This is a genomic window from Psychrobacter sp. T6-6 (assembly GCF_052258185.1).
GTDB lineage: Bacteria > Pseudomonadota > Gammaproteobacteria > Pseudomonadales > Moraxellaceae > Psychrobacter.
This window is the reverse complement of record NZ_JBQQEX010000001.1, coordinates 502254-524934: the sequence shown is the minus strand read 5'-3', so window position 1 is coordinate 524934 and position 22681 is coordinate 502254. Positions and strand designations below refer to the sequence as shown.

The following is a 22681-nucleotide window of genomic DNA, read 5'->3' as shown; positions in this document are numbered from 1 at the left end:
AGAGCGTTCAGTTGAGCATCAAATACTAAGTAATATCTTTATACGTCTACTGGCGCTGATGTTGCGGCCCAGGACAGGGCTATTTTAGCAAGTATTTGCCTGACTTATCACTACTTTAATTATTTATGATTTATATTTAACCAACGACACCCATTATGACTGATAAAATGACTATAGAGCCTGACATGATCGATAACAATAACGACAATCGCCAACATCAACTAGAGCAGTGGCTGCAGCAAGTATTTACAGGTAAAGCTTTTAATTTGGAGAGTTTGCCTGGCGATGCGAGCGCGCGTCGCTATCATCGGATTCAACTATCAGAAGCTAATAAGCCAGAAAGTACGCGTTATATTGTTATGGACTCTGCTGATGAACAAGATGCTATGCGTCAGTTTATCAATGTTGCCAAACTCATGTCGCCTGTCATCAATGTACCGACGCTCGTCGCACAAAATTTGGAAAAAGGATTTTTGGTACTACAAGATTTTGGTGCTACAGAGTTTGCGCATTTGCTCACAGACGCAGCGTCAGCGCAAATCAACGACTATTATCAGCTGGCAATGCAGACACTAGTAGCGTTGCAAACGGTACCCGTTGAGACTGCAAAATCTGGGCACCAGCTGCCAGATTATGATACAGCGCTATTAGATCGTGAGATGACCCTATTTAGCGAATGGTTTATACCTTATATCGGCGTCGATCTAAACGAGACGGTATGGGAGAGTTTGAAAACCGCATTGATAAATGCAATCCTGTTGCAACCACTAGTAGTTGTCCATCGTGACTATCATAGCCGCAACCTGATGCAAGACCAAGCGGACACATCACGTTTGGGTGTGATTGATTTTCAAGACGCCGTGATCGGCTCTTACACGTATGATTTGGTGTCGCTAGTACGCGATGCCTATGTCGAATGGCCAGAGAGTCAAGTGTCTACATGGATCAACGACTTTTGGCAGTTACAACAGCAAAACTCACTATCTACAGCAGACACTGCGTCACAATTTGAAAACGATGTGAACGTTATGGGTGTACAGCGTCATCTAAAGGTATTGGGTATTTTTATTCGATTATCTGAGCGTGATGGCAAAGATCGCTATCTAGCAGATATTCCTAAGGTGATGCGTGATCTAATTATTGAATTAAGCTGGTTGGCTGAACAAGGAAGTGACGACATCGCGCTTGCCGTTCGACCGTTCAATCAATGGCTACAAAAGACGATCCTGCCTGCATATCAAGACAAATTTACGTCACTTTCACGTTCTTAGGATGAGTCGCTACAATAATCATCAGTCAAACTCAGCACCGAAATAACAAGTACTTAAATAATGAGTACTCAAATAATAATATAAAAAGGAGCGTACATGTCGACATCTACGTCTAAGATTACGCAAGCAATGATTTTGGCTGCTGGCAAGGGCACACGTCTGCGTCCATTAACATTAGAGACGCCAAAGCCTTTGGTCGAGGTCGGTGGTCAGCCGCTTATTGTGTGGCACATCAAAGCATTACAGGCAGCAGGTATTACTGACATCACGATCAATGCCTCTTGGTTGGCTGACAAACTTATGGATAGCTTAGGTGATGGGTCGCAATACGGAGTCACGCTGCATTGGTCAGTAGAAGACGATGAACCGTTAGAGACGGCAGGTGGTATTTTTCAAGCACTACAATCAGGAAATCTGCGAGATGAGCCGTTTATTTTGGTCAACTCTGATGTTTGGACGACCTACAATTTCACTCAATTACAAGACTATGTGCTGAGCGCCGACCAGCGCGCTCATTTGTTACTCATCGATAACCCAGAGCATAACAATGGTGGCGATTTTGCGATCAATAATGGTCTGGCTAGTGAGCACCCGATTGGCGACGCAGACAAATATACCTTTGCAGGTATTAGTGTGATGTCACCCGCATTGGTCGAGGGATTAGTACCAGGGCAGCCTGCTGCATTAGCGCCGCTGCTCAAGCAGGCGATGATTAAGTTTCAGATTACTGCTGAAGTGATTACAGATAACTGGATAGATGTGGGCACCCCTGAGCGTCTGACACAAGTAAATGACTTTGTTGAACAACATGACATGAATGGTCATCAGGGTAGAGCAGACTAGCTAATTGAGCAAAAACCCATAAAAAAGCAGCATTGAATTATCAATGCTGCTTTTTTGTGGGCTTCGACATTCATCTTCAATGTCAGTAGCTCTAGTCCCAGATGCTGTTTGTTAAACACCCATAGCAAGTTTGATGAGCTGTGCAATCGTAAACACAACTAAAAATCCTGCTGTATATAGACCAATAAACCATAACCATTGAGATTGTTTCTTACTAAGCTTTTTCATATCTTTCTCCTGATTAGCGTATGAACAGTGGCTATCGACTATCAACAACAATAGCCACCGTTTCTAGCTGATCCGTTACTTATCACTATTAGCAATTAGTACATCGGATTATGATCAGATTTACCCTTGAACGTATAGTAAGCAAAAGCGGTATAGCTCAAGATAATCGGTAGCATGATAACCGCGCCAATAAGCATAAATGATAGCGAAGTATCCGCCGCCGCTGCCTCATAAATCGTCATCTGATACGGTACGATATATGGGAATAGCGCAAAACAAACACCAATATAACCCATCAGAAATAGCGCAACCGTCAATAAAAACGGACGATATTCACGCTCGGTCTTCAAGTCTTTACGCATGACAAAGAACAAAATCACAGCAATGACAGGCATAGGGGCAAGATATAGCAGCTCTGGAAAACCAAACCATCCTTCTAACGCATCAATGTCCGAGAAGTACATAAACGCGGTGACAACAATCATCGCTACCACTAAGGCGCTCAGCATCCAGCCTGAGACTCTACGCGCCCATACTTGTAGAGTATGTTCTGTTTTTATGATAAGCCATGTCGAGCCAAGTAAGGCATAACCAATAATCATGGCAAATCCGCAAACGATCGAGAAAGGCGTAAACCAATCAAACGGACCACCAGTATAGAGACGGTTGCTGGCCTCTAGCCCTTGCACCAACGCCCCAAGCATAATGCCCTGAGAAAAGGTAGCAACGACTGAGCCTACAAAAAAGAAAGTGTCCCATACATGTCGACGCGACGATGACTTGAAGCGAAACTCAAACGCTACCCCGCGCATGATAAGACCGAACAGCATGGCAGTCACAGGCAGGTAGAGACCTGTCATGATAATACCGTAAGCAACAGGGAATGCGGCAAATAGACCGCCTCCGCCTAACACTAACCATGTCTCGTTACCATCCCAAAAAGGGGCGATAGAATTCATCATACGACTGCGATTTTTGTCTGAGCCTGCAAATGGGAATAAAATTCCGCAGCCCAAATCAAACCCATCAAGCAGCACATAGATAAAGACAGATAAAGCAATCAATCCGCCCCAAATGAGAGGTAAGTCTAATACATCACCGAAGTTAAACATTAGCGTAATCCTCCATCATCGACGTCATCTGCAGGCGCATCTAAGTCCTCTTCAGTATTTTTGGCAGGATTGCTATCGCCACTCAATGCGCGACCTTGGCTTTCTGTTACTGAGTGCTCATAGAAGTTGTCTTCAGCAGGGTCTGTATAAGGCTTAGGACCTTGAGCAATCAAGCGTAAGATATAAAAACTACCGGCACCAAAAACAAATATATAGAGCACAATGAAGCCAATGAGTGTCGTAGCCACTTGCTGCGCTGCAAGAGGAGACATACTTTCAGCAGTACGAATCACCCCATATACTGTCCAAGGCTGACGTCCTGTCTCAGTCACGAACCAACCGGACAATAGAGCAATAAAGCCAAGCGGGGTCATCATCATCCACGCACGGTGGAACCATACGCTATCAGAATTGAATTGTTGTTTCTTAAAGTATTTGTAGAGACTAAATAAGCCAACCAGCACCATAAGCATACCGATACCAACCATGATACGAAATGCCCAGAACACAATGATGACCGGTGGCTGATCTTCAGGGGCCCAGTTCTTCAGACCTTTGACTTCACCATCCAATGAATGGGTAAGAATCAAACCAGTCACATAAGGAATTTTTACTTCATATTTATTGGTCTGGTTTTCTTGATCAGGAATCGCAAATAGTCGTAGAGCGGCACCGCGCTCATCTTCCCAGATACCCTCCATTGCAGCCACTTTGGCTGGTTGGTGCTCAAGCGTATTTAGACCATGCTCATCTCCAATCAATACCTGCGCTGGCGCGACAAAGATAGCCATAATCATCGCCATACCAAGCATCACGCGACCATGCTCACGGTGATCGGCGTGTTTTTTGGATTGGATATAGTAAGCACCAATACCACCGATAACAAAGGCAGTCGTTAAGAATGCTGCAGTCATCATATGGGCGTAGCGGTAGGGGAACGAAGGATTGAAAATGATCTCAAGCCAGTCGGTTGGATAAAGTAAACCGTCTGCACCCATCATAAAACCTTGAGGGGTTTGCATAAAGCTGTTGGCAGACAGGATCCAAAATCCCGAGATTAGCGTACCGATGGCGACAATGGCAGTCGAGGCAAAGTGCATGCGCTTGCTGACACGTCCCCAGCCAAATAGCATGATACCCAAAAAAGAAGCTTCTAAGAAAAATGCGGTCAATACTTCATAGGCGAGTAGTGGGCCTAAAACGTTACCTGCCTTGTCAGAGAAGACAGCCCAGTTGGTACCGAACTGGTAAGACATCACCACGCCAGATACCACACCCAGACCGAAAACGACGGCAAATATCTTGACCCAATGCTTGTAAACTTCAGCATAGATAGGATTACCAGTTCTCAACCAGCGAAATTCAAGCACTGCAAGCCAGCTGGCAAGTCCGATAGAGAAGGCAGGAAAGACAATATGAAACGAGATAACAAAAGCAAACTGAATGCGTGCGAGCATCAGCGCATCGAGCTGGTCTATCATAAATGTAGCGAACATAAACGGTTACTCTCATCTGTTAGCTGAATAGCGCTGGCTTCCGTACAACGCTCAAGTAACTGTCCGTAACTGTACATAGATCAAGGTGACAATGATTACGGGCAATGGCTTTTGGTGATACAAACGTTAGCAACATTAGGCATAAATTGTGGCTAAGCTTGCGAGTCACGGTTTAGCTGGATTGAATAATTTATGTCCCTATAAATTCATATATTACAGTCATGTGCTATAGATATATTATGCGCTTCCCTAGATAGTCACGCAACCCGAGTAGGTAGCCAGTCACCTACCTAACAGTCATCGAAATAATTGCTAATCGCCCTTGAAAAATAATATTAATTTTATAAAAAACAATAACTTAAAAATTAGCCATATCGTTTAAGGAAGCTACTGTCCCTGTTTTTGTGTGGTGATCCACGCTACCAGATACCCATAGATAACAAAAACATACATCATTCTTGTAACTGTTTATGAAGTATTCTTCGTAACGTCAAAATAGTCTGTGGATTGGTTTGGATACTATGACCACCGCTAATAATAGTTTCAGAAGCAGCGCCATCTAAGTGCGCGCTAGTATAAGGAACGATACCATCTGACAGGCGTTCAGTCAGTGCTTGGCTAATATCATCATTGACAGTCACCGCTGCGACTGTTGGCGTAGCGGATTGATCAGATGTGTTTTCTGTCACGCTAACACTAGCATTCTCGTCTTCGAGATTTTTTTCTCTCGCTTGAGATAGGTCGACTTTGACACCCTCTGGCTGTGTTTGTGCCAGCCCTTGGGTAATGTCGGCATCATTATTGGCAATAATCGAATGATAGGTCACACGGTCATTAATCGTCAGGTCTTTGGTCAGTTCAATAAAAGAGGACTTGTTACTTAACTGACTGGCACCGTTTTGTAAATATAAGGCCCCCAATGGGTTTTGCGCCAGATCGCCTTGTGTCGCAATGGTGGCTAAGTTGTCAGTGACGGTCTTCGCCAACCCAACTGGCAAATAGACAATGCGGCGCAGTGCACGTGTAAACCAGCGGTCTGCATAGTCAGTACCTCGAAAGGGTGCGGACAGAAACACAGCGGTGTCGACCTGTGGCAGTGATTGTAGCTCAAACCTTTTTTTGAGTTCTTTTTCACCGAAAGAGGCTTTGAGTGCATCACGAATTTGTCGTTTTTCGCTATTGGACAGCACCTCTTGGTCATCTAGTCTGTCTAAGTCATCAACCAAATCATCATCAGATAGCATCATTCTGGCAATGAGTGCTCCCATACTGTGGCTGATAATCAGACTGTTCTGACTGGCGCGGTTTTGCCCATTGGGATCCGTCTGCTCATAAGTACTATTGATTAACTGTTGAATTTGATAGCGGTTTTCTAAAATAGGTAAGTTGGTTGGATAAAATATCTGCCAAACTTGGTAGTTGTCACGCAGTTTGTCGTCATTAAGAATATCGTTGGTCAGATTAACCCATGTTGCCGGACTCGAGGCCAGACCATGCAGCATAATGATGACACGCTTATCAGGATCATAAGGCTCAAGCATAAAGAGTTTAGGCAGTCTTGCCTCCGGCTGACGCGTGATCAAGTTCAGGTAGCCGACACTATCCAATTGGTTTTCTGCCAGCCACATACCGTAGCCTGCTGAAAAGTTGGCAGCCAAAGGGTAGTTATCGTTGAGGACGTTGACAGTTTCGGTCTGGTAAGGGTTGTACAAATGAACGTCGAGCTGACGGCTACCCAGCACATCCAATACGCTATCACCGCTTGGTTTTATCAGGCCTGTTAGCAGTAGGTGACCTGTAGGGTAAATGCGAGTGCTTGGTTCACTCTCTGTTTTATTCTTATCATCATCGGCTAATCGACCTGATAGAGATGACGTGAGCAACTGACGAATCGTCGTGGTATAACGATCGTCCAATGAAGCAACCAAGCTGATGCCCAAACCTGGGCGTTTACTGACAGAGTTGAGTCCAGACAAACGCAGCTCATAAGTGGAGACTAAATCTGCTAGTGCAGAGTCTTGCTTATGAGCATTTTGCAGATAGTTGTTTTCATTTGGCAAATAAATACCAAGGTTATAGCCATCTACCTGTACATTCATGACCTTGATCTGATCAACCGCTTTGCCTTGTAGCGGTGCGCGATTGGCAATGGCTGCTTGCTCGCTACTATCGCGTTTAGCAGCAGGGATAGGTAGGTATTCGACCTTTGTGTCATTCATCAACTTATCGGCGTCTTCTGTCGATCGATACAGTTGAGTGATGACATCATTGCTGGCAGCATTGTAGATATCTTGGGTCTGAATATCATTGTCAGTTGGGATGCGAGTCTGTGCGTGGGCACTGCTGTAACTCTTATCGGCACCCTCAAAGTCATGGGTCAAGCTGTCATAAAATAAATAGGTATAGCTGGATTTTACGGCATCAAATAGTCGTTCCTGATAGCTGTTAAGACATAGATTGGTTGCGTCTTGCTGTTTTTTTGCATCAGCGTCGCTCAAAGGCGCGTTGGCATAATAGGGGTCAATTGGCGGGCGAGCAAGGGCGTTACGACAGTTTTGTGAATCGGCGAGCTGGCGCGCTTTTGCGTAGTGCAATTCTGCAAAAATAGCCAGTGCAGGTCGGTAGTGCTTATTTAAAATACTGTCGGTAAGCTGGGTCAAACACAACTCAAATTGCTGCAAGCAGGCTTGTTCATTTAGACCTGCAGATAACAAGGCAGATGCAGTATCGCTGCTCAGCTCATTGTCAGTGACAATATTGCCGCGCTGTGCTGAGATGGTCTTAGCTGATGCTTGTCTTTCTACCGAGACGACACTACATGCTGGTAGTAGGGTAGCCGCTACCAATAATACGACTGAAGTAACAAACGGCGTTTTTTTATTGGTGGATATCATCGTATGCTTGCTAGGGCTAACAGGAGTCATAGGTCAGTCCAGTAAAAGGGTAGTTTTGAGAAGAGATCAATTAAAATACTTTTGGCTATAATGAGTGTAGCGCAACTTGTGACATTAGACTATGTTATTTGAGATGCTATGACTAAGTGGTAAGTTTCAAAACGAGAGTATTTGCCTGAATAAGCTGAGGTAACCACTAGAGCGCTATAATTATTATTGTAACAGACACAAAAAAGCGCCTGTGTTTGTATTAATGGTTATATTAATAGAACAAAGGCGCTTTTTTGTTTGGAGCTATTGTGTCAGGCTAGTGTTGTGGTTTACTCATTTTAGTCATAAACCTGCAGACTCAATCTACGCACCGGGTTTGACATTGATGTCAGGTGCCGGAATATCCCAAATGTAGAACTTCCCCTCTTCAACGAGTTTGATTTGTTGAGGGATAACCGTATTGTTAGGGTATTGTCCCTCAAGACGGCGTAAACGTTCTAACGCATTAGCGCGGCGATCGCTCAACAAGTCTGATTGTGCCAAGCTTTGCTCAGCTTCGGTATAGCCAACAGAAACCGCTTTCTCTAGATACTTTTGACCTTCCTTAAACCCGCCACCTTCTGATAACATCATACCGTATAAGAAATTAGCTTCGCCGCTATTGGGCTGAATTTTGATGGCACGGTCGACATACTGTCCGCCGCGTACCGTATAGTCGGAGCCTAAATCTAGATTACGACCCATACCATTTAGCTTGGCTGCACGGAGCAAGACATCATAAGAGGCGTTTGGTGACTTGGCATACGGCTCGATCCAGTCAGTCAAGACTTTGATTTTTTCGCGTGTGTAATGACGCTGCGAGCGGTTAGGAAAGTTTGGTGGATAGTGACGAGCATTAGGCGATACATCTGCGATGAAGTCATCAAGTAAGCTGACGTCAAGCTTATCAGTACCTAGACCTGTTTGCTGTGGAATCAGTACGGTCTTAACAAAGCTCATATCTGAAAGCTGTACTCGCGGTGTTGGAATATTTGGCAACTGACCGCTACGAAGATCAATACCGGCAGCAGACATTGGACCAGGCTCATAAACGCGAGTGGTGCCGCTGATCACGGGGGCATTAGCTGGACTCATCATTTGTGATGCTGGCGGCTGAGCGGCGCTGACAGGTACACGATTTGGTTGAGTATTGCTTGATTGCATCATCTGCGCTGCCTGTGCCGTGCTCAAAGGAATACGGTTAGGCTGAGCGTTGGTTGACGGCATCATTGGCTGAGTACCAATTGACTGAGTGCTATTAGAAGGAGTAGCCTCTGTTGTACCTTGGGCGGTATTGGCCGCTGCACCTGGCCGAGCCAGACGAATCACACGCTTGCTCGAGTCTACAGCACTGGGTACCGAAGTAGCTGTAGCGTCAGCTTCTGCAGCATGTACAGGTGCTGATAGCATCATCGTACAGGCTGCAGCTAGGGCGGTCAAAGTTGCAAGCTTCGGTGACTTGTTCGGTGACTTGGCAGCAGTATTATTAGAGTAGATAGCTTTCATAGAAATCATTACCTTGTTTAATTTATTTAGTCGTTATTTATTCATTGGTCGGTTGATCATCAGGATATATCGTCACTACCAAATCGTACAAATTTTTAATACCCTAGCAAATTAAGCTTTACGCTATCTGTGGTAGGAATGTTAATCGCTAGTATTGGATGCGCTCAACAGTACGCACCTTACTAGTGATAAAAACAACGATACCCTCATCTACAAATACCTACAAATGATAAGCGGTGGCTTTCATACGATTGGCCATCCAGCGCATGGTCTGGCGGACAGGTGGTGACAATGCAGCGCCGCCACTTGCTAGAGCCAATTCGCGATGATGCAGCTCCTCGATATCCATTTGTGCCAGTATCTCTCTTGAGCGCTGATCATGTTGTGGTAACTGATCGATATGGTCTTGGAGATGCTCGCTGACCTGCGCTTCTGTCTCCGCGACAAACCCCAGACTAAACTCATTTGAGATCGCCCCTGCGACTGCACCCAGCCCAAAAGACATGCCATACCAAAGCGGTGTAAAGACACTAGCATGGCTACCGAGCTCATTTAAGCGCGTTTCGCACCAGACCAAGTGATCGACTTCTTCTTCAGCAGACTCTTGCATGGCTTGTTTTACATCTGTGTCTTTGGCTGCAAACGCCTGTCCGTGGTATAGACCTTGCGCACAGACCTCACCAGTATGGTTGATACGCATCAATCCTGCGACATGACGCGCCTCAGTGATGGTCAGCTCAGGAATCTCATCACTGCTCACCGGTAACGGGCGCGCACTGGGGTTTGAGTTTGGCACGACAGCTCGTAATGCTTTGTCGACCCCAAGTAGTAATTGGTCGACTTTGGATAAGGGACGCAGGGCCATGGTTCACTCCTGATGGCGTTAAATTCTATCAATAAAATAAGACTAGTGACTGCTCTCAGGCAATAATCCTATACACAGCTTTTATGCACATTACTATAGCAAACAATCCAAATTATCGGCATCAATATTATGATCTTGAGCACTATCAATTGCTATAGCCAACCAAGTTCAATATTGCCTGTTCAAAGGGCTGCTTTTTATAGGATCACTCTTATGGGGTTATCTCGTCATTGGTTTGAATGACGGCATGTTTGATATGCTTGTTCAATTTAATGTATAAAAAAGTACCAAAGGCAATATTGAGCACACCAGTGACCAAAAATAGTTGCGGTAGACTTAGTCCTAGTGAGTTTAAGATAACAATCGCAAAAATCGCTGATGTCACCATAAATATCGCATTAAAGATGTTATTAGCACCTACAATACGTGCGCGATGGCTTTTAGGGGCATAGGCCTGCATCGAGGCATACAAAGGCACAATATATAAACCACCACTGAATCCCAAAAAGAACAAATCAGCAAAAACGCGCCAGCTACCACTCGTACCAAACAAATCACCAATACCGAGCAATACATCATTATTCACGTTTATGTTTAAGCTGGATAGGGAAAAGTACAAATCAATAGCAAAGATACTCAATCCAGCAATACCGAACGGCAGCAAGCGTAAGCTCACTTGATTTTTGGTCAAGGATTTGCATAATAGTGATCCGATCGATACCCCGACCGAAAACAGCGTCAATAAAAAGATAACGACTGACTCATCACCGTGCAAAATCACCTTGCTAAATTCTGGTACTTGAGTCAAAAAGGTCGCCCCATAGAACCAGAACCAGCTGTTGCCAAGAATAACAAAGAATAAAAACGGCAGTGAATATAAGTAGCGTACCGTGGACAAACTGGTAGTGATGATATTCCAGTTGACCTTGAGGTCCGGCTGCATGGCTGGCATATTAGGAATATAACGAGCCGCTAGATAGCCTAATACAGCGACAACCAATACCGTGGCACTGATCCAATACAACGATTGGGATAACTGAGTCAATATGCCAGCGACGATCATACCAACAAGAATAGCCAAGGACGTACCCATCTGAAACAGACCATTAGCACCAACCAGCTCATCTTCTTTCATAGCTTGGGGTAGATACGCGTACTTAATCGGTCCAAAGAAGGTCGAGTGCGTCCCCATCAAAAACAAGGCGACAAATAAGAGCGCATACCACTCAAAGACAAAGCCAACCGCAGCGATTGCCATAATGACCAGCTCAAGCATTTTGATAAATCGTGTGAGCTTTGATTTTTCATACTTATCAGCAATCTGTCCTGCCAATGCCGAAAACAAAAAGTAAGGCAGAATAAATAGCATTGCCGCCAAATTATTTAAAATACTGACTTCTACACCCAACTGACTGGCAGCGGTATAGGTAAGAACCAATATGAGCGCTTGTTTGAATATATTGTCATTAAACGCGCCCAAAAACTGGGTGAAAAACATGGCGCTAAAACGGCGGCGCTTGAACAACTGAAACTGATTGGACATGAACGTTCCTACAGATGAGACGCGGCTAATAGAGTAAGAAAAAGCCCTGAATATAGCTTATAGTATTATAGTAATCGTCAGTATTATCAAAAACTTATCAAAATATAACATAGGTTTTATGAATATTAAGCCGTATAATAGCAAGGCTTAGGTAAAAATACATGTAACCTGCGCTATGATTTCATAATTAACTAAGTTATGATTTGTAAATTTTATATGGTTGTATTAAAAGGTGAGAGCGACGGTAAAGTTGACGACCTGCTATCAATCAAAACTGTCTGTATGGTGTCATGGTTCTAGTGCTACCGTTTGCATTAGTAATGTCCATCATTGAGAGCAAAGTAGTCAACCATTCATTCAGCAAACTGCGATAAGCTTATTCACCGGTCAGACTTAGCGATAGTTATCGTTAATAAAAGTGCGCCGTGTGAGGCGATAGGACACAGATATGACACAGCACCCTTTAACTCGAGCACGCAACATAACCACAAAGCAGCGTGATAGGGTGAGTATTCAAAGCAACACCAGTATTCAAAGCGTCTATGTCACCGCGCCGCGTATGTATTTTAAGCGCTCAGCACTCTGTACTGCGCTAGCAACCAGTCTAGTTAGTATTGCCCCTGTAGCATTGGCGGAAACAACCAGTAGCACAGGGGTTACAAACCAATTTACCAGCAATCAGATGGTTAGCAACCAAGCTGCTGACAATCAATCAGCTACGCTATCAGACGATGATACCCAGCTAAATGCTGCCTTGGATGCGTTGCGTCTAAAAAAAGCCGTAGAACAAGGCATCATCGATCAGTCGGTCTTAGATGACTATAACGAACAAACCCTAGGTAACCAAACCTCTGGTGCTAATCAGTCGTCCACTCAAAGTAGCAGCTCCCAAAACAACACCCTTCGAAATTCGAACCTCTTTAATGATGATTTGTTGGAGCAGGCAACTGCCGTACAGCAGCAAGGCTATCAGATGATGACGCCTGAGCAGATCGATCGTGAGCTTGCGATGCTGGACTTGCAAAACGCTCAGGATATTGACAACATAAACAATCTCGATGGCGGCAATGCCTTTGATGCGCCAATTGCCACGCTAGATGATACAACACCGCCTATTGGCTTAGATATTGATCTGGATGCGACTAATCTACCTGAACCTAGCAATCTTGATACCTTAGGTACGGAAGAGACGATAGAGGAACGGGCAGCTACTGCTGAGATTATGGCACGTCCTATTGATGTCAGTGATTCTGTAAGTAGTGGACGCGTCAATACAGCAAACGATATTACTGATGAGGTGGTAGCAGGTAATAGCGATACATCAAATCAAGGCAATACGCCTGCAGAAATTATCAATCCTGATGACTATCTACCCGATTACGAAAGCAATACCCAAGCGGTAAATCAAAGTATCGATCAAGCCGATAAACCAAAGCCACGTGCTCGTAACAGAGGCAATATTGTTAAGCGTCTCTACAATCGTTTTTTCAACGGCGGTGTGATGGCGCTGCCGAATGTAGAGACCACTATCTATCTAGAGCAAGTGTCCGCTGAAGACGCCCCTAATGGTAAGGCTGTACTTATCGAGGCTGATAACGATATTCAACCAATAAAAAACATCAAAGCTGCACTTGATGATACGTCGGTACAGTCGGTTGTTGATTTTACAGCAGCGTTGCCACGCTTGCGTGAGACAGCACTAGATGCGGCAAAAGCGGTCGGCTACTATGATGTTACCTTACGTTTGAGCCAACCTAACAGCGATACAGTCAACGTCGTTATCGAGGCGCTTGGCGAGCCTGTACTTGTAGACAGCCGTATTGTTGAGATTCGCGGTGAAGGCAGCGAGCAAGAAGAGTTTGTTGCGCTCAAAACAGAGCTGCCACCCCAAGAAGGTGATATTTTCAACCACCGTGTATATAAAAGTAGCAAAGCAGCGCTTGAGTCTTTGAGTAATACCTACGGATATTTTGATCAATATTGGTTGAACAAATCTGTGGATATTATCTTGCCAGACAATAAAGCTGATGTCTCGTTGGTATACAACACAGGCGATCGCTATGAGTTTGATGATGTAGTTTTCTTTACGTATGACGAAAAGACCAACACACTGACACAAGATCCTGACAAACTCCCAGTAGAGTTGTCATTACTGCAGCAATTGTATGAGTTCACACCAGGCGACCCGTTTTATCGTCCATCAGTGACAAAGTTTAGCAATGATTTATCAGCGACCCGTTATTTTAATACTGTCAACGTTGAGTCTATACTGCCGCCAGATGATAGTAGTCAAGCGAGTACATTGGCATTTGACAATACGCCCGTTAACAGTGATGGTACGTTAGATGATGATGTCAATGACGACAGTATTTTGGATGCTGCCAATGGTAATGGGTTTGCTAGCCTGACCAATAGAGAAGATACTCTCAACGATAATAGCAATATTGGTGGCGAAGGTGACAATGTACTGACTGCCAACAGCGGGGAGATGGTCAACGAAGCTGATATCGCTGCCATCGAGTTTGAAGCGGATGAAGCAACGCTCGATAAGCTACAAGCGATAAGACAAAAAGCAGAACGCTTGAGCCGTTTGCCAAACGATCGTGTGCTAGATGAAAAAGACCAAGAAGCTGATAATTTATTAGGAAAAATCAGTGACTCAATCAGTAATGTGGCGCAAAAGATATTCCCTGACGAAGAAAGTATATTGGCCGACGAAAACTTCGTACCTCCGACATTAGCGGGACGCAAAACGCCGCAAGACGTTGAGGCAAGTAAAAAAATACCGCTATATGTTTTTGTAGCTGCTAACAAGCCGCGTGACGCTCAAGTTGGTTTGGGTTATGGTACTGATACAGGGGTTCGAGCGACGGCAAAGATCGATTACAATTTGCTGAACCGTCAGGGTTATCAAGCAGGTGCAGAGACTGAGGTCTCAAGAATCAGCAAAAACGTCGCGGTCTATGCCAGTCGCCCTTGGAATCATCCACTCAATGATAAGTTAGACGCCCGTCTTACTTATGAAGAAGAAGTCATTGATCAAGGTGAAGGTAACTTTGATTTGTCTACCAAAACGCTAAAAGCAGCGTTGGCACGTAATATCCGTCGTGATAATGGTTGGAATCGCAGCTACTCTGTGCGCTATCGTTTAGATGAGCTTGAGACGGGTGTTGATGGAGCAGCGCTTGATGACTTGCCGATACGTTTCACCTCGTCTAGCCCTAAGCAGAAAGCGTTGCTATTTGGTTATGGTATGAACAAGACCGATACGGATAGTGCTACTAACCCGACGCGTGGTATGCGTCAGTATTACTCGATCGAAGCAGGTTCTGATAAGGCACTAAGTGATACGGATTTGGCAATCGTTCGTGCTGGTGTCAGCGGTATCTATAGTTTCGGTGACGACAACAAACACCAAGTGCTAGGTAGCGTGAATGGCGGTTATATCTGGGCGGATGATTTTTATGATGTTCCTTATAAGCTGCGCTTTTTTGCAGGTGGTGATCAGAGCATCCGCGGCTATGATTACGAGAGCCTGTCACCGCTAGAAAATGGTTATCTGACAGGTGGTCAAGTATTGGCGGTCGGTAGTGCAGAGTATAACTATGAGTTCAGACCAGGCTTTCGCGGTGCGTTCTTTACCGATGTTGGTAACGCCTATGACAAAGACTTTGAGACTGAGACAAAAGTCGGCGTTGGTGTCGGTATCCGCTGGGCATCTCCTGTTGGAATGGTACGCGTCGATGTAGCTGCAGGGGTGACCGAAGAAAGTATTCCTGTGCGCCTACATTTCTTTATTGGCTCACCATTGTAAGCGCTCGCTTTATAAACGTGCAATCAGATTGTTTAAACCGTCTTATCTATTACCCATCGCGCCGATCGCTGGTCATCATTTTTTAACGTAGTTGAGTGTCATGCTGACAGAAAATACCCCGCCTAACCACGCACCAGATGAAGATCCAGCACAGCGCGATGCCCGCGCAGTCAAGCGTTGGTATCCGCTATCATTTCTCATCAAATTGCTGGTACTGATTCTTATCGTACTCGCGATTATGTTTGCGATATTCTTTTATGCAGCAGGCACCGATGCTGGTACCAAGTTTATTTTAGAAAAAATCAGTGCTGAGACGGGTATTGATTTTAAATATGGACGCGGTAACTTGCGTGACGGTATTTGGGTAACTGATATCGATGTCGATGCAACTGAAGACCTTGAGATATTAGTAGACAAAGCCTATGTCAAAATAGGCTGGCGTGCAGTATTTGCAAAAGAAGTGCATCTGAGTGATGCTGATATAAATACCATCGAAATTATCAATAAAAAACCACCTACGGGTGAGCCGTTCGATTATAAAACCTTAAAACTACCCATTAATTTACGTTTTGATCAAGCAAAGATTAATAAAATCATTTATAGACAAGTTACTAAAGACCCGGTTGTTATCAATAATATTACGGCTCGTGATCTGACGTGGGTCGGTAGTACCGTGACCGTAGGCCGCGGTGATTTACAATATGCTGATATCGTCAAAATAAGTGCGCTACAAGGTGAGATTGATCTACAAGGCGACTATCCATTAGATCTGAGCGCGATAGCTGAAGTCAGTGCGCTTGAAAAAGCATACATTGACCCATTAAATATTAGTGCGACCGGCACACTGAAACGTACTGTTGGTAAGGTGCGTAGTCGCTACAACGATAGTGATGTCAGTGGTGATTTTGTGGTGCAGGGGTTAGATGCAGGTGCACCGTTTGACGCAACATTACAATGGGATGATATTCTGATCCCTTATGCCGACAGCCAAGATATCCGTTTACAAAGCGGTACGGCTACGGCGTCAGGGGTTATCTCCGAAATACGGTTGCGTATCAATACTGAGCTGACCGCAAAGGATATTCCGTCAGGTCATTATCAAGGGCGCGCGGTCATTGCCGATAGCCAATTGCGCATTGATCGTTTGGAGGCTGATGTCCCAGCGGGGCGTCTGGCGTTACAAGGTATCTTAGGCTGGAGAGACGGCTTTGATGCCACGATACGTGCAACGGGTCGTAATTTTGATATTCGCCGTGCTATCCCCAATGATTATGCTGATTTCAAAGCTTATGCCCCCCAAACACTGAATGGCAGACTATCACTACGCTATCAGCAGCAGAACGTTACGGGCAATACAGAGATCGATGCTGACTTACGCCAGCGAGATGGTGAACATATCAATGCGAATATGGTCCGCGGCAAAACCTCTGCTAAATCTAAGCAGGTGGCGCCTTGGTATATCGATGCCACGTGGCGGAATCTGATCCGCCGCGATGTCCCTAATATCGGTAGTATTGACAGTCCTCGTGGTCAGGCAGATGTCATCGTTCGCGGCTCGAATCTATCAGTCGATGCCAATGCGGTTATTAATGAGCTCAACGCTGCGCCTAAGGGTAACTACGACGTGCGCTTACGCAAAGCAGGTGACGTCATTGATATCAATCGACTCAATTACGATGGTATCGTGGGTGATCTATCAGGTACTGGGCAGATCCAGCTTGCAAATCGCAACCGCCCATTGACGTGGCAGATTGATGCCAGTACCACAGGTCTACTGCCTAAAAAATACCGTAGCGACCTGCCACTTGAGCGTCTCACAGGGCGCCTAAGTGCTCGTGGCCGATTGCTCAATATCAGCAAAAACGGTGTAAGTGGTCAGCGTCATGTGATTACTTTAAACAATACCGACTTACAGGCGCAGCTTGATGCCACGCAGAATAGCCGTGCTATTGGGGTGACAGGTAGCGGCGATGCCAGTGTTGATATCGTGGGTGGTGAGTTGTCTGTATTTGACGCGCGCTTTGATGGTCAGGTCGATACAGCAGATGTACCAAAAGGTCGTCTCTCAATTGATGCTGCTGGTACACCAAAGCTAATCAGTATTCGCAAGTTAAACTATAACGGTGAAGCTGGTGCAGTAAATGCAAAAGGTGTCATAGATCTACGGAACAATATCGGCTGGAATGTCGATGGCCGCTTTGACAAATTTAATGTAGGGTATTTTTTACCCAACAATCCAGCCATTATCACAGGGAATCTAAAAACTAGCGGTGAGTGGCAAACCCCTGCCAGAAACAATGCGAATGCCGCAGGTAAATTACAGCGTTTTGCCATTAACTTCGATGGGGTTTTGGATGCTGAGCAATTGCCAGCAGGTAAGCTTAATATTGAAGCCAGTGGCGATAGCCAATTGATTCGTATCAATCGCTTCCGTCATGTAGGTGCGGCAGGTAGTATCAATGCAGAAGGAACAGTCGATGTGCGACAAGGCATTGCCTGGGATATCAATGCAGTGATGGATCGTTTCAACATTGGGTATTTCCTAAAAGACACGCCAAGTCTGATCACGGGTACTATCGATACCGATGGTCGCTGGGGTGACACGCAGCAGACCATCAATATCAATCAAGTAAACCTGAGCGGTATGCTAAAAGGTCAACCACTCAGTGCGAAAGGTAGCTTGGCTGCAAAACTGCGCTTGCCAAAAGACGTGGCCAGTTATTTTAAGCGTCTGCAGGCACAGGATGCACAGGCACAATATAAGCAAGTAAATGCTTTAGTGGATAGTTTGAACGCTGATAATCTAGTGCTGCGCTGGGGTGATAACTACGTCACTGCCAATGGCAATGCCAAACAGCTGCAAACCAAAATCAATATCACAAGTTTAGATCAATTGTCTGATAAGCTTGCTGGAAAAGTGACTGGCGGCGCCACATTGGCTCAGCCAGCAGGACAGGCGTTACCAACGATTTATATCGACTTGGTCGGTGAACGACTTGCACTACCAGGGTTTATCTTACGTCAGGGCCGTATCCGCGGCAAGCTTGTCAACTTAGCCAATAGTCCCAGTCAGCTCATTGTCACTGCTGAGGGACTAGATGCTGCTGGACAAAGTTTCGATAGTATAAAAGCATCATTTAACGGTACCGAAAAATCTCATGTAGTCGATCTAAACGTCGCCAATAGTAAGTTAGATATTGGGGCCAGACTCAAAGGTGGCTTTGATAGAGATAAGCTCAGCTGGTCAGGGGTTATTGGTAAAGGCCGCGTCAAATCCAAATACGCCACCTTAAACCAATTACAGCCAGCACAGTTGATTGTGAACTTGCCTGATAACCAAAACGGCAACAATACAGACCTAAAGGTACAGTTAGCAGCGCATTGCTGGCAGGCAGCTGACCAAACGGGCAAGCTATGTCTGCGCCAAAAACTGGTCGCTTCACCATCCGATGGTGAAGTCGATGTGGCACTGCAGAATTTAGACACCTCACTATTTTCAGTATTTTTACCAAAAGATATCGATTGGCATGGCAAAATCAACGGTAAAGCCGTTGTCGGCTGGCAACGTGGTCGTCCGCCAACCATAAACACAACCCTATACTCAGACAATGGCAAAATCGGCTTGATTCAAGATGGCGATAGTACACCAATGACATTGCCTTATAAGCGCGTTTCTCTTATCGCTTTGTCTGTGCCGGAAGGTATTAAGCTGCGCACTGATATCAATACAGGACGCGGTGCCCGTGGCTATGCTGAGGTTGTCGTTGATCCTTACAAAGATCCTAAGCCAATCTCTGGTGCCCTAGTGCTCAACGAGCTTGATTTAGCGATATTGAAGCCTTTCTTCCCTGGTATGCGTGTCCTAAGAGGTAACGTCACGATGGCAGGCGGACTGGGAGGTACTTTGACTAAGCCGCAGTTCTACGGTGATGTAAAACTCTCTGACGGCCGCGTCGCGATGCTTGACTTACCAGTCAATCTAACCAACGTGAATGCCGAAGCAAAAATACGAGGTACGCAAGCGACTATCGATGGGACGTTCAACAGCGGTGATGGTAAAGGTGAATTGTCTGGTACCGTCAACTGGCAGCAAAAGCTTCAGGCCAAATTAAGTATTGTTGGCGAGCGCTTAGTGATCACTCAGCCACCATTATTAGTGGCTGAGATTGATCCTGATATCGATATCATCGTGCGCCCAAGTGATCGCTATGTCGATATCAAAGGCGCTATTAGCGTACCCTCAGCTACCATACGTCCACCAGAAGCCAGTGAAGACATCATCACTCAAACTGAAGATGCCGTCGTATTGGACCGTCGTTTGATTGGTAACATTGATGAGGTATTGGCCATCTCAAAACCATGGTCAATCAACGCTGATATCGGTGTCGATTTGGGTGATGATATTAATTTCCGCGGTTTTGGTGCCGTTATTCCATTAGCAGGTGCGATTAATATCACACAAAGCGGTACAGGTATCATGCGCGCAACAGGTGTCGTACAGGTCTCACGCCGTACCAATATTAATGCCTTTGGTCAGAACTTAGAGCTTAATTATGGTCAAGTACGCTTCAATGGCGACGTGATGAAGCCGATATTGAGTATTGAAGCTGTCAAAACGATCACTGGCAAAACCGTAGGCGTACGTGTGAAAGGCAGTACAGAGAGTCCAAATATCACTGTTTTCAATAATGCAGGACTGACCCAGCAGCAAGCAATGAACGCTCTGGTAACAGGACGTATTGATAACAAGAGTGCCACTCAAATCAGTGAGCAAGGATTTAAGTCTCAGGTGACCAATAATCTTGCCGCCGCTGGATTGAGCTTTGGCTTGAGTGGGACACGTGGTCTAACCAACCAAATTGGCCAAGCCTTTGGCCTACAGAGTCTAACGGTCGATGCCTCAGGCAGTAGTGAAGATACCAATGTCAACGTCACCGGTTACGTGACCCCTGATCTGTATATCCGCTATGGAGTGGGCGTGTTCAATGCTCAAAACAGTCTGTCGGTTCGTTATCAGTTGACCCGCCGTATTTACGTAGAAGCGAGTTCAGCGGCAGAAAACGCCGTGGATGTCGTCTACAGTTGGCAGTTTTAATAACGTATCTCAAGGACAGATGTTTCACTATTGACGTCAATTGAATCTATTTGAATAATGACTGTCCAAAAAAAACGCCTTGTAATGAAGGCGTTTTTTTATAAGTACAAATAAACGGTACTAAACTATTTGGTTAGGATCAAACGGTTATTACGAGTTAGGCGTAATCGATACTCTTCGCCCTCATGCTCAATACGCACTTCTTTGGTCAAAGCAAATAGATGCTGTGATTGTAGAGTCGGCAGACGATTTTCACGGCAGTTTAAATAACGAGAGATAACCATGCTCATGGTGAATTCCTTTTGATAGTAAGTGGCTTAGTAAATTAGCTATATCGTAACTGACTTTAACGATAATAATTATCATTTAGATTAAAGGAATTTGCAAGCAATTGATAAAATAAAATGCAGTTATTATGTAAACTTATCTAAGCTTGATGTCACAGACTATAGAGTTCGAGAGTTATGTACGCAAATTTGTACGCACAAAAATCTCGTATGCCTGAATCAACTTCATTGATACAGCCGATTCAAACCAAATAATTAAAAATCATCAACAGACATAATCGTAGAGGACAACGCTATGCCAAGTGAATCAAATAGCCCGTCAGCAATAACAAACGTAACTATCGTCAATGTGGCTGTCGCAGTTATCCATTACCAAAACCAATATTTGCTTGGGTTCCGAGATGCAGCACAGCATCAAGGCAATCGCTATGAGTTTGTAGGTGGCAAGATAGAGGCGACTGAATCAGCAGAGCAGGCACTAAAACGAGAAGTAGCTGAAGAGACAGGTATTTTAGTTGATGATAATAGTATCGTTAAGCTTGGGCGTTTGCACCATGATTATGGTGATAAGCAAGTCAGCTTGCAGGTTTATAAGATTGAGCTGACAGCGCAGCAGTACGAGCAGTACAAGAGCCGTGAGTATGGTTTAGAAGGGCAGGCAATAACGTGGGCAGATAAGTCGCGTCTACTGGCAGGTGACTACCCATTGCCTGCTGCCAACAAAACCATTCTAGAATGGTTAAGGCTACCTACACAAATAGTTATCACTTATCCTTTAGCTGATTTTCATCAGCATACTGATCCAAAAACAGCATGGCTACAATATCATCAAGAAAAACTACCACCAAAATCTTGGACATATATTCGCTTGAAGCATTCTGATTCAGAGTCTATAGCCAAGCAGCTAATGGACGCACGTCCAGATCTTCTGGCAATTTTACCGTATAGCAACGATTATCAATACACTGACACTGACACTGACACTGACACTGACACTGACACTGACACTGACATTGAAGTCTCAGTAGAAGCTACTCACAAAAAAACCAACGATTCAATCGTCGCTAGGCACTTAACACATTCAGCATTAATGGAATGGCTTACTAATACTCAAGGCGTTATAGCGTCTGAACCGTTACTGCATGATAACTATTCATTCACTTGCCAGTTACTCGCTGACCACTCACTCAATAATTATCCACTCATTGTCAGTTGCCATGATACTGCCAGTATTGAGGCTGCCAATAGGCTTGCCAGTGCGCGTATCGAGCAGGGCTTACCTCCAGTCATCGGTATGTTCCTATCCCCTGTATTAGCGACCCAAACGCATCCTGATACAGTACCACTTGGTTGGCAGTCATGGTCATCATTGGCACAGTTGGCTGATATGCCTGTTATTGGATTAGGCGGATTGGCGCCTTCGATGATTGAACAAGCATTAGACCATGGCGGTCTCAGTATTGCTGGTATCCGTCAGTTTCATTTGTAAGAAATACAAAAACAAATATAGTTCAGCTATCGATATTGTTTGTATAGACTTTGGCTAGATTATCACATGTGACTATTAAAATAAGTAAATGTAGATGACTGATTTTTAAACTATTTATTCAGTAAGTAACTGTGTGGTTATGATGTATTTATAGCAATGCACAAACACATCGTTATTTACAAACCGTTGCGTTTCCCTACATTGGACT

Annotated in this window: 13 protein-coding genes; 5 read left to right on the top strand and 8 right to left on the bottom strand. The window is 44.8% G+C overall.

Going from position 1 to position 22681, the window contains the following annotated elements; genetic code table 11:
• Positions 1 to 155 precede the first annotated feature (155 nt).
• Positions 156 to 1271, top strand: coding sequence for an aminoglycoside phosphotransferase family protein (locus ACTXGL_RS02215; protein WP_443524552.1), 1116 nt, complete (start codon positions 156 to 158; stop codon positions 1269 to 1271).
• Positions 1272 to 1367: 96 nt separating this feature from the next.
• Positions 1368 to 2114, top strand: a complete 747-nt coding sequence (gene murU, locus ACTXGL_RS02210; RefSeq protein ID WP_443524551.1) for an N-acetylmuramate alpha-1-phosphate uridylyltransferase MurU — start codon at positions 1368 to 1370, stop codon at positions 2112 to 2114.
• A gap of 111 nt (positions 2115 to 2225) precedes the next feature.
• Here murU and ACTXGL_RS02205 read toward each other — a convergent pair whose 3' ends face one another.
• The 7 genes from ACTXGL_RS02205 to ACTXGL_RS02175 all read right to left on the bottom strand — a co-directional run bounded on the left by ACTXGL_RS02205 (position 2226) and on the right by ACTXGL_RS02175 (position 11788).
• Positions 2226 to 2342, bottom strand: a complete 117-nt coding sequence (locus ACTXGL_RS02205) for a DUF2474 domain-containing protein (RefSeq protein ID WP_423725573.1) — start codon at positions 2340 to 2342, stop codon at positions 2226 to 2228.
• Between the two features lie 95 nt (positions 2343 to 2437).
• A complete protein-coding gene (gene cydB / locus ACTXGL_RS02200; RefSeq protein WP_443524549.1) occupies positions 2438 to 3454 on the bottom strand; it encodes a cytochrome d ubiquinol oxidase subunit II in 1017 nt (338 codons plus the stop codon).
• Positions 3454 to 4950: a cytochrome ubiquinol oxidase subunit I gene (locus ACTXGL_RS02195; protein WP_442967625.1), complete on the bottom strand. Its 1497-nt coding sequence runs from the start codon at positions 4948 to 4950 to the stop codon at positions 3454 to 3456. Before ACTXGL_RS02195 ends, cydB begins: the two co-directional genes overlap by 1 nt.
• A 452-nt stretch (positions 4951 to 5402) precedes the next feature.
• Entirely contained in the window at positions 5403 to 7874 is a 2472-nt protein-coding gene (locus ACTXGL_RS02190; RefSeq protein ID WP_443524547.1) for an esterase/lipase family protein, read from the bottom strand.
• 324 nt (positions 7875 to 8198) lie between these two features.
• Complete coding sequence (locus ACTXGL_RS02185) at positions 8199 to 9380, bottom strand: tetratricopeptide repeat protein (RefSeq protein ID WP_443524546.1); 1182 nt, start codon at positions 9378 to 9380, stop codon at positions 8199 to 8201.
• 220 nt (positions 9381 to 9600) lie between these two features.
• Entirely contained in the window at positions 9601 to 10239 is a 639-nt protein-coding gene (coq7, locus tag ACTXGL_RS02180) for a 2-polyprenyl-3-methyl-6-methoxy-1,4-benzoquinone monooxygenase (protein ID WP_443524840.1), read from the bottom strand.
• A 217-nt stretch (positions 10240 to 10456) separates the two neighbouring features.
• Entirely contained in the window at positions 10457 to 11788 is a 1332-nt protein-coding gene (locus tag ACTXGL_RS02175) for an MFS transporter (RefSeq protein ID WP_443524544.1), read from the bottom strand.
• 448 nt (positions 11789 to 12236) lie between these two features.
• On the opposite strand from ACTXGL_RS02175, the gene ACTXGL_RS02170 reads away from it, so the two are divergent.
• Positions 12237 to 15602, top strand: coding sequence for an autotransporter assembly complex protein TamA (locus ACTXGL_RS02170; RefSeq protein ID WP_443524543.1), 3366 nt, complete (start codon positions 12237 to 12239; stop codon positions 15600 to 15602).
• A 100-nt stretch (positions 15603 to 15702) separates the two neighbouring features.
• Complete coding sequence (locus ACTXGL_RS02165; RefSeq protein ID WP_443524542.1) at positions 15703 to 20697, top strand: translocation/assembly module TamB domain-containing protein; 4995 nt, start codon at positions 15703 to 15705, stop codon at positions 20695 to 20697.
• Between the two features lie 125 nt (positions 20698 to 20822).
• Here ACTXGL_RS02165 and hemP read toward each other — a convergent pair whose 3' ends face one another.
• Complete coding sequence (gene hemP / locus ACTXGL_RS02160) at positions 20823 to 20981, bottom strand: hemin uptake protein HemP (protein WP_227672156.1); 159 nt, start codon at positions 20979 to 20981, stop codon at positions 20823 to 20825.
• A 298-nt stretch (positions 20982 to 21279) separates the two neighbouring features.
• Here hemP and ACTXGL_RS02155 point away from each other — a divergent pair, with 298 nt between their 5' ends.
• The gene (locus ACTXGL_RS02155) at positions 21280 to 22473 is read left to right on the top strand and encodes an NUDIX domain-containing protein (RefSeq protein WP_443524541.1); all 1194 of its coding nucleotides are present in this window, start codon (positions 21280 to 21282) and stop codon (positions 22471 to 22473) included.
• The last annotated feature ends 208 nt before the right edge of the window (positions 22474 to 22681 follow it).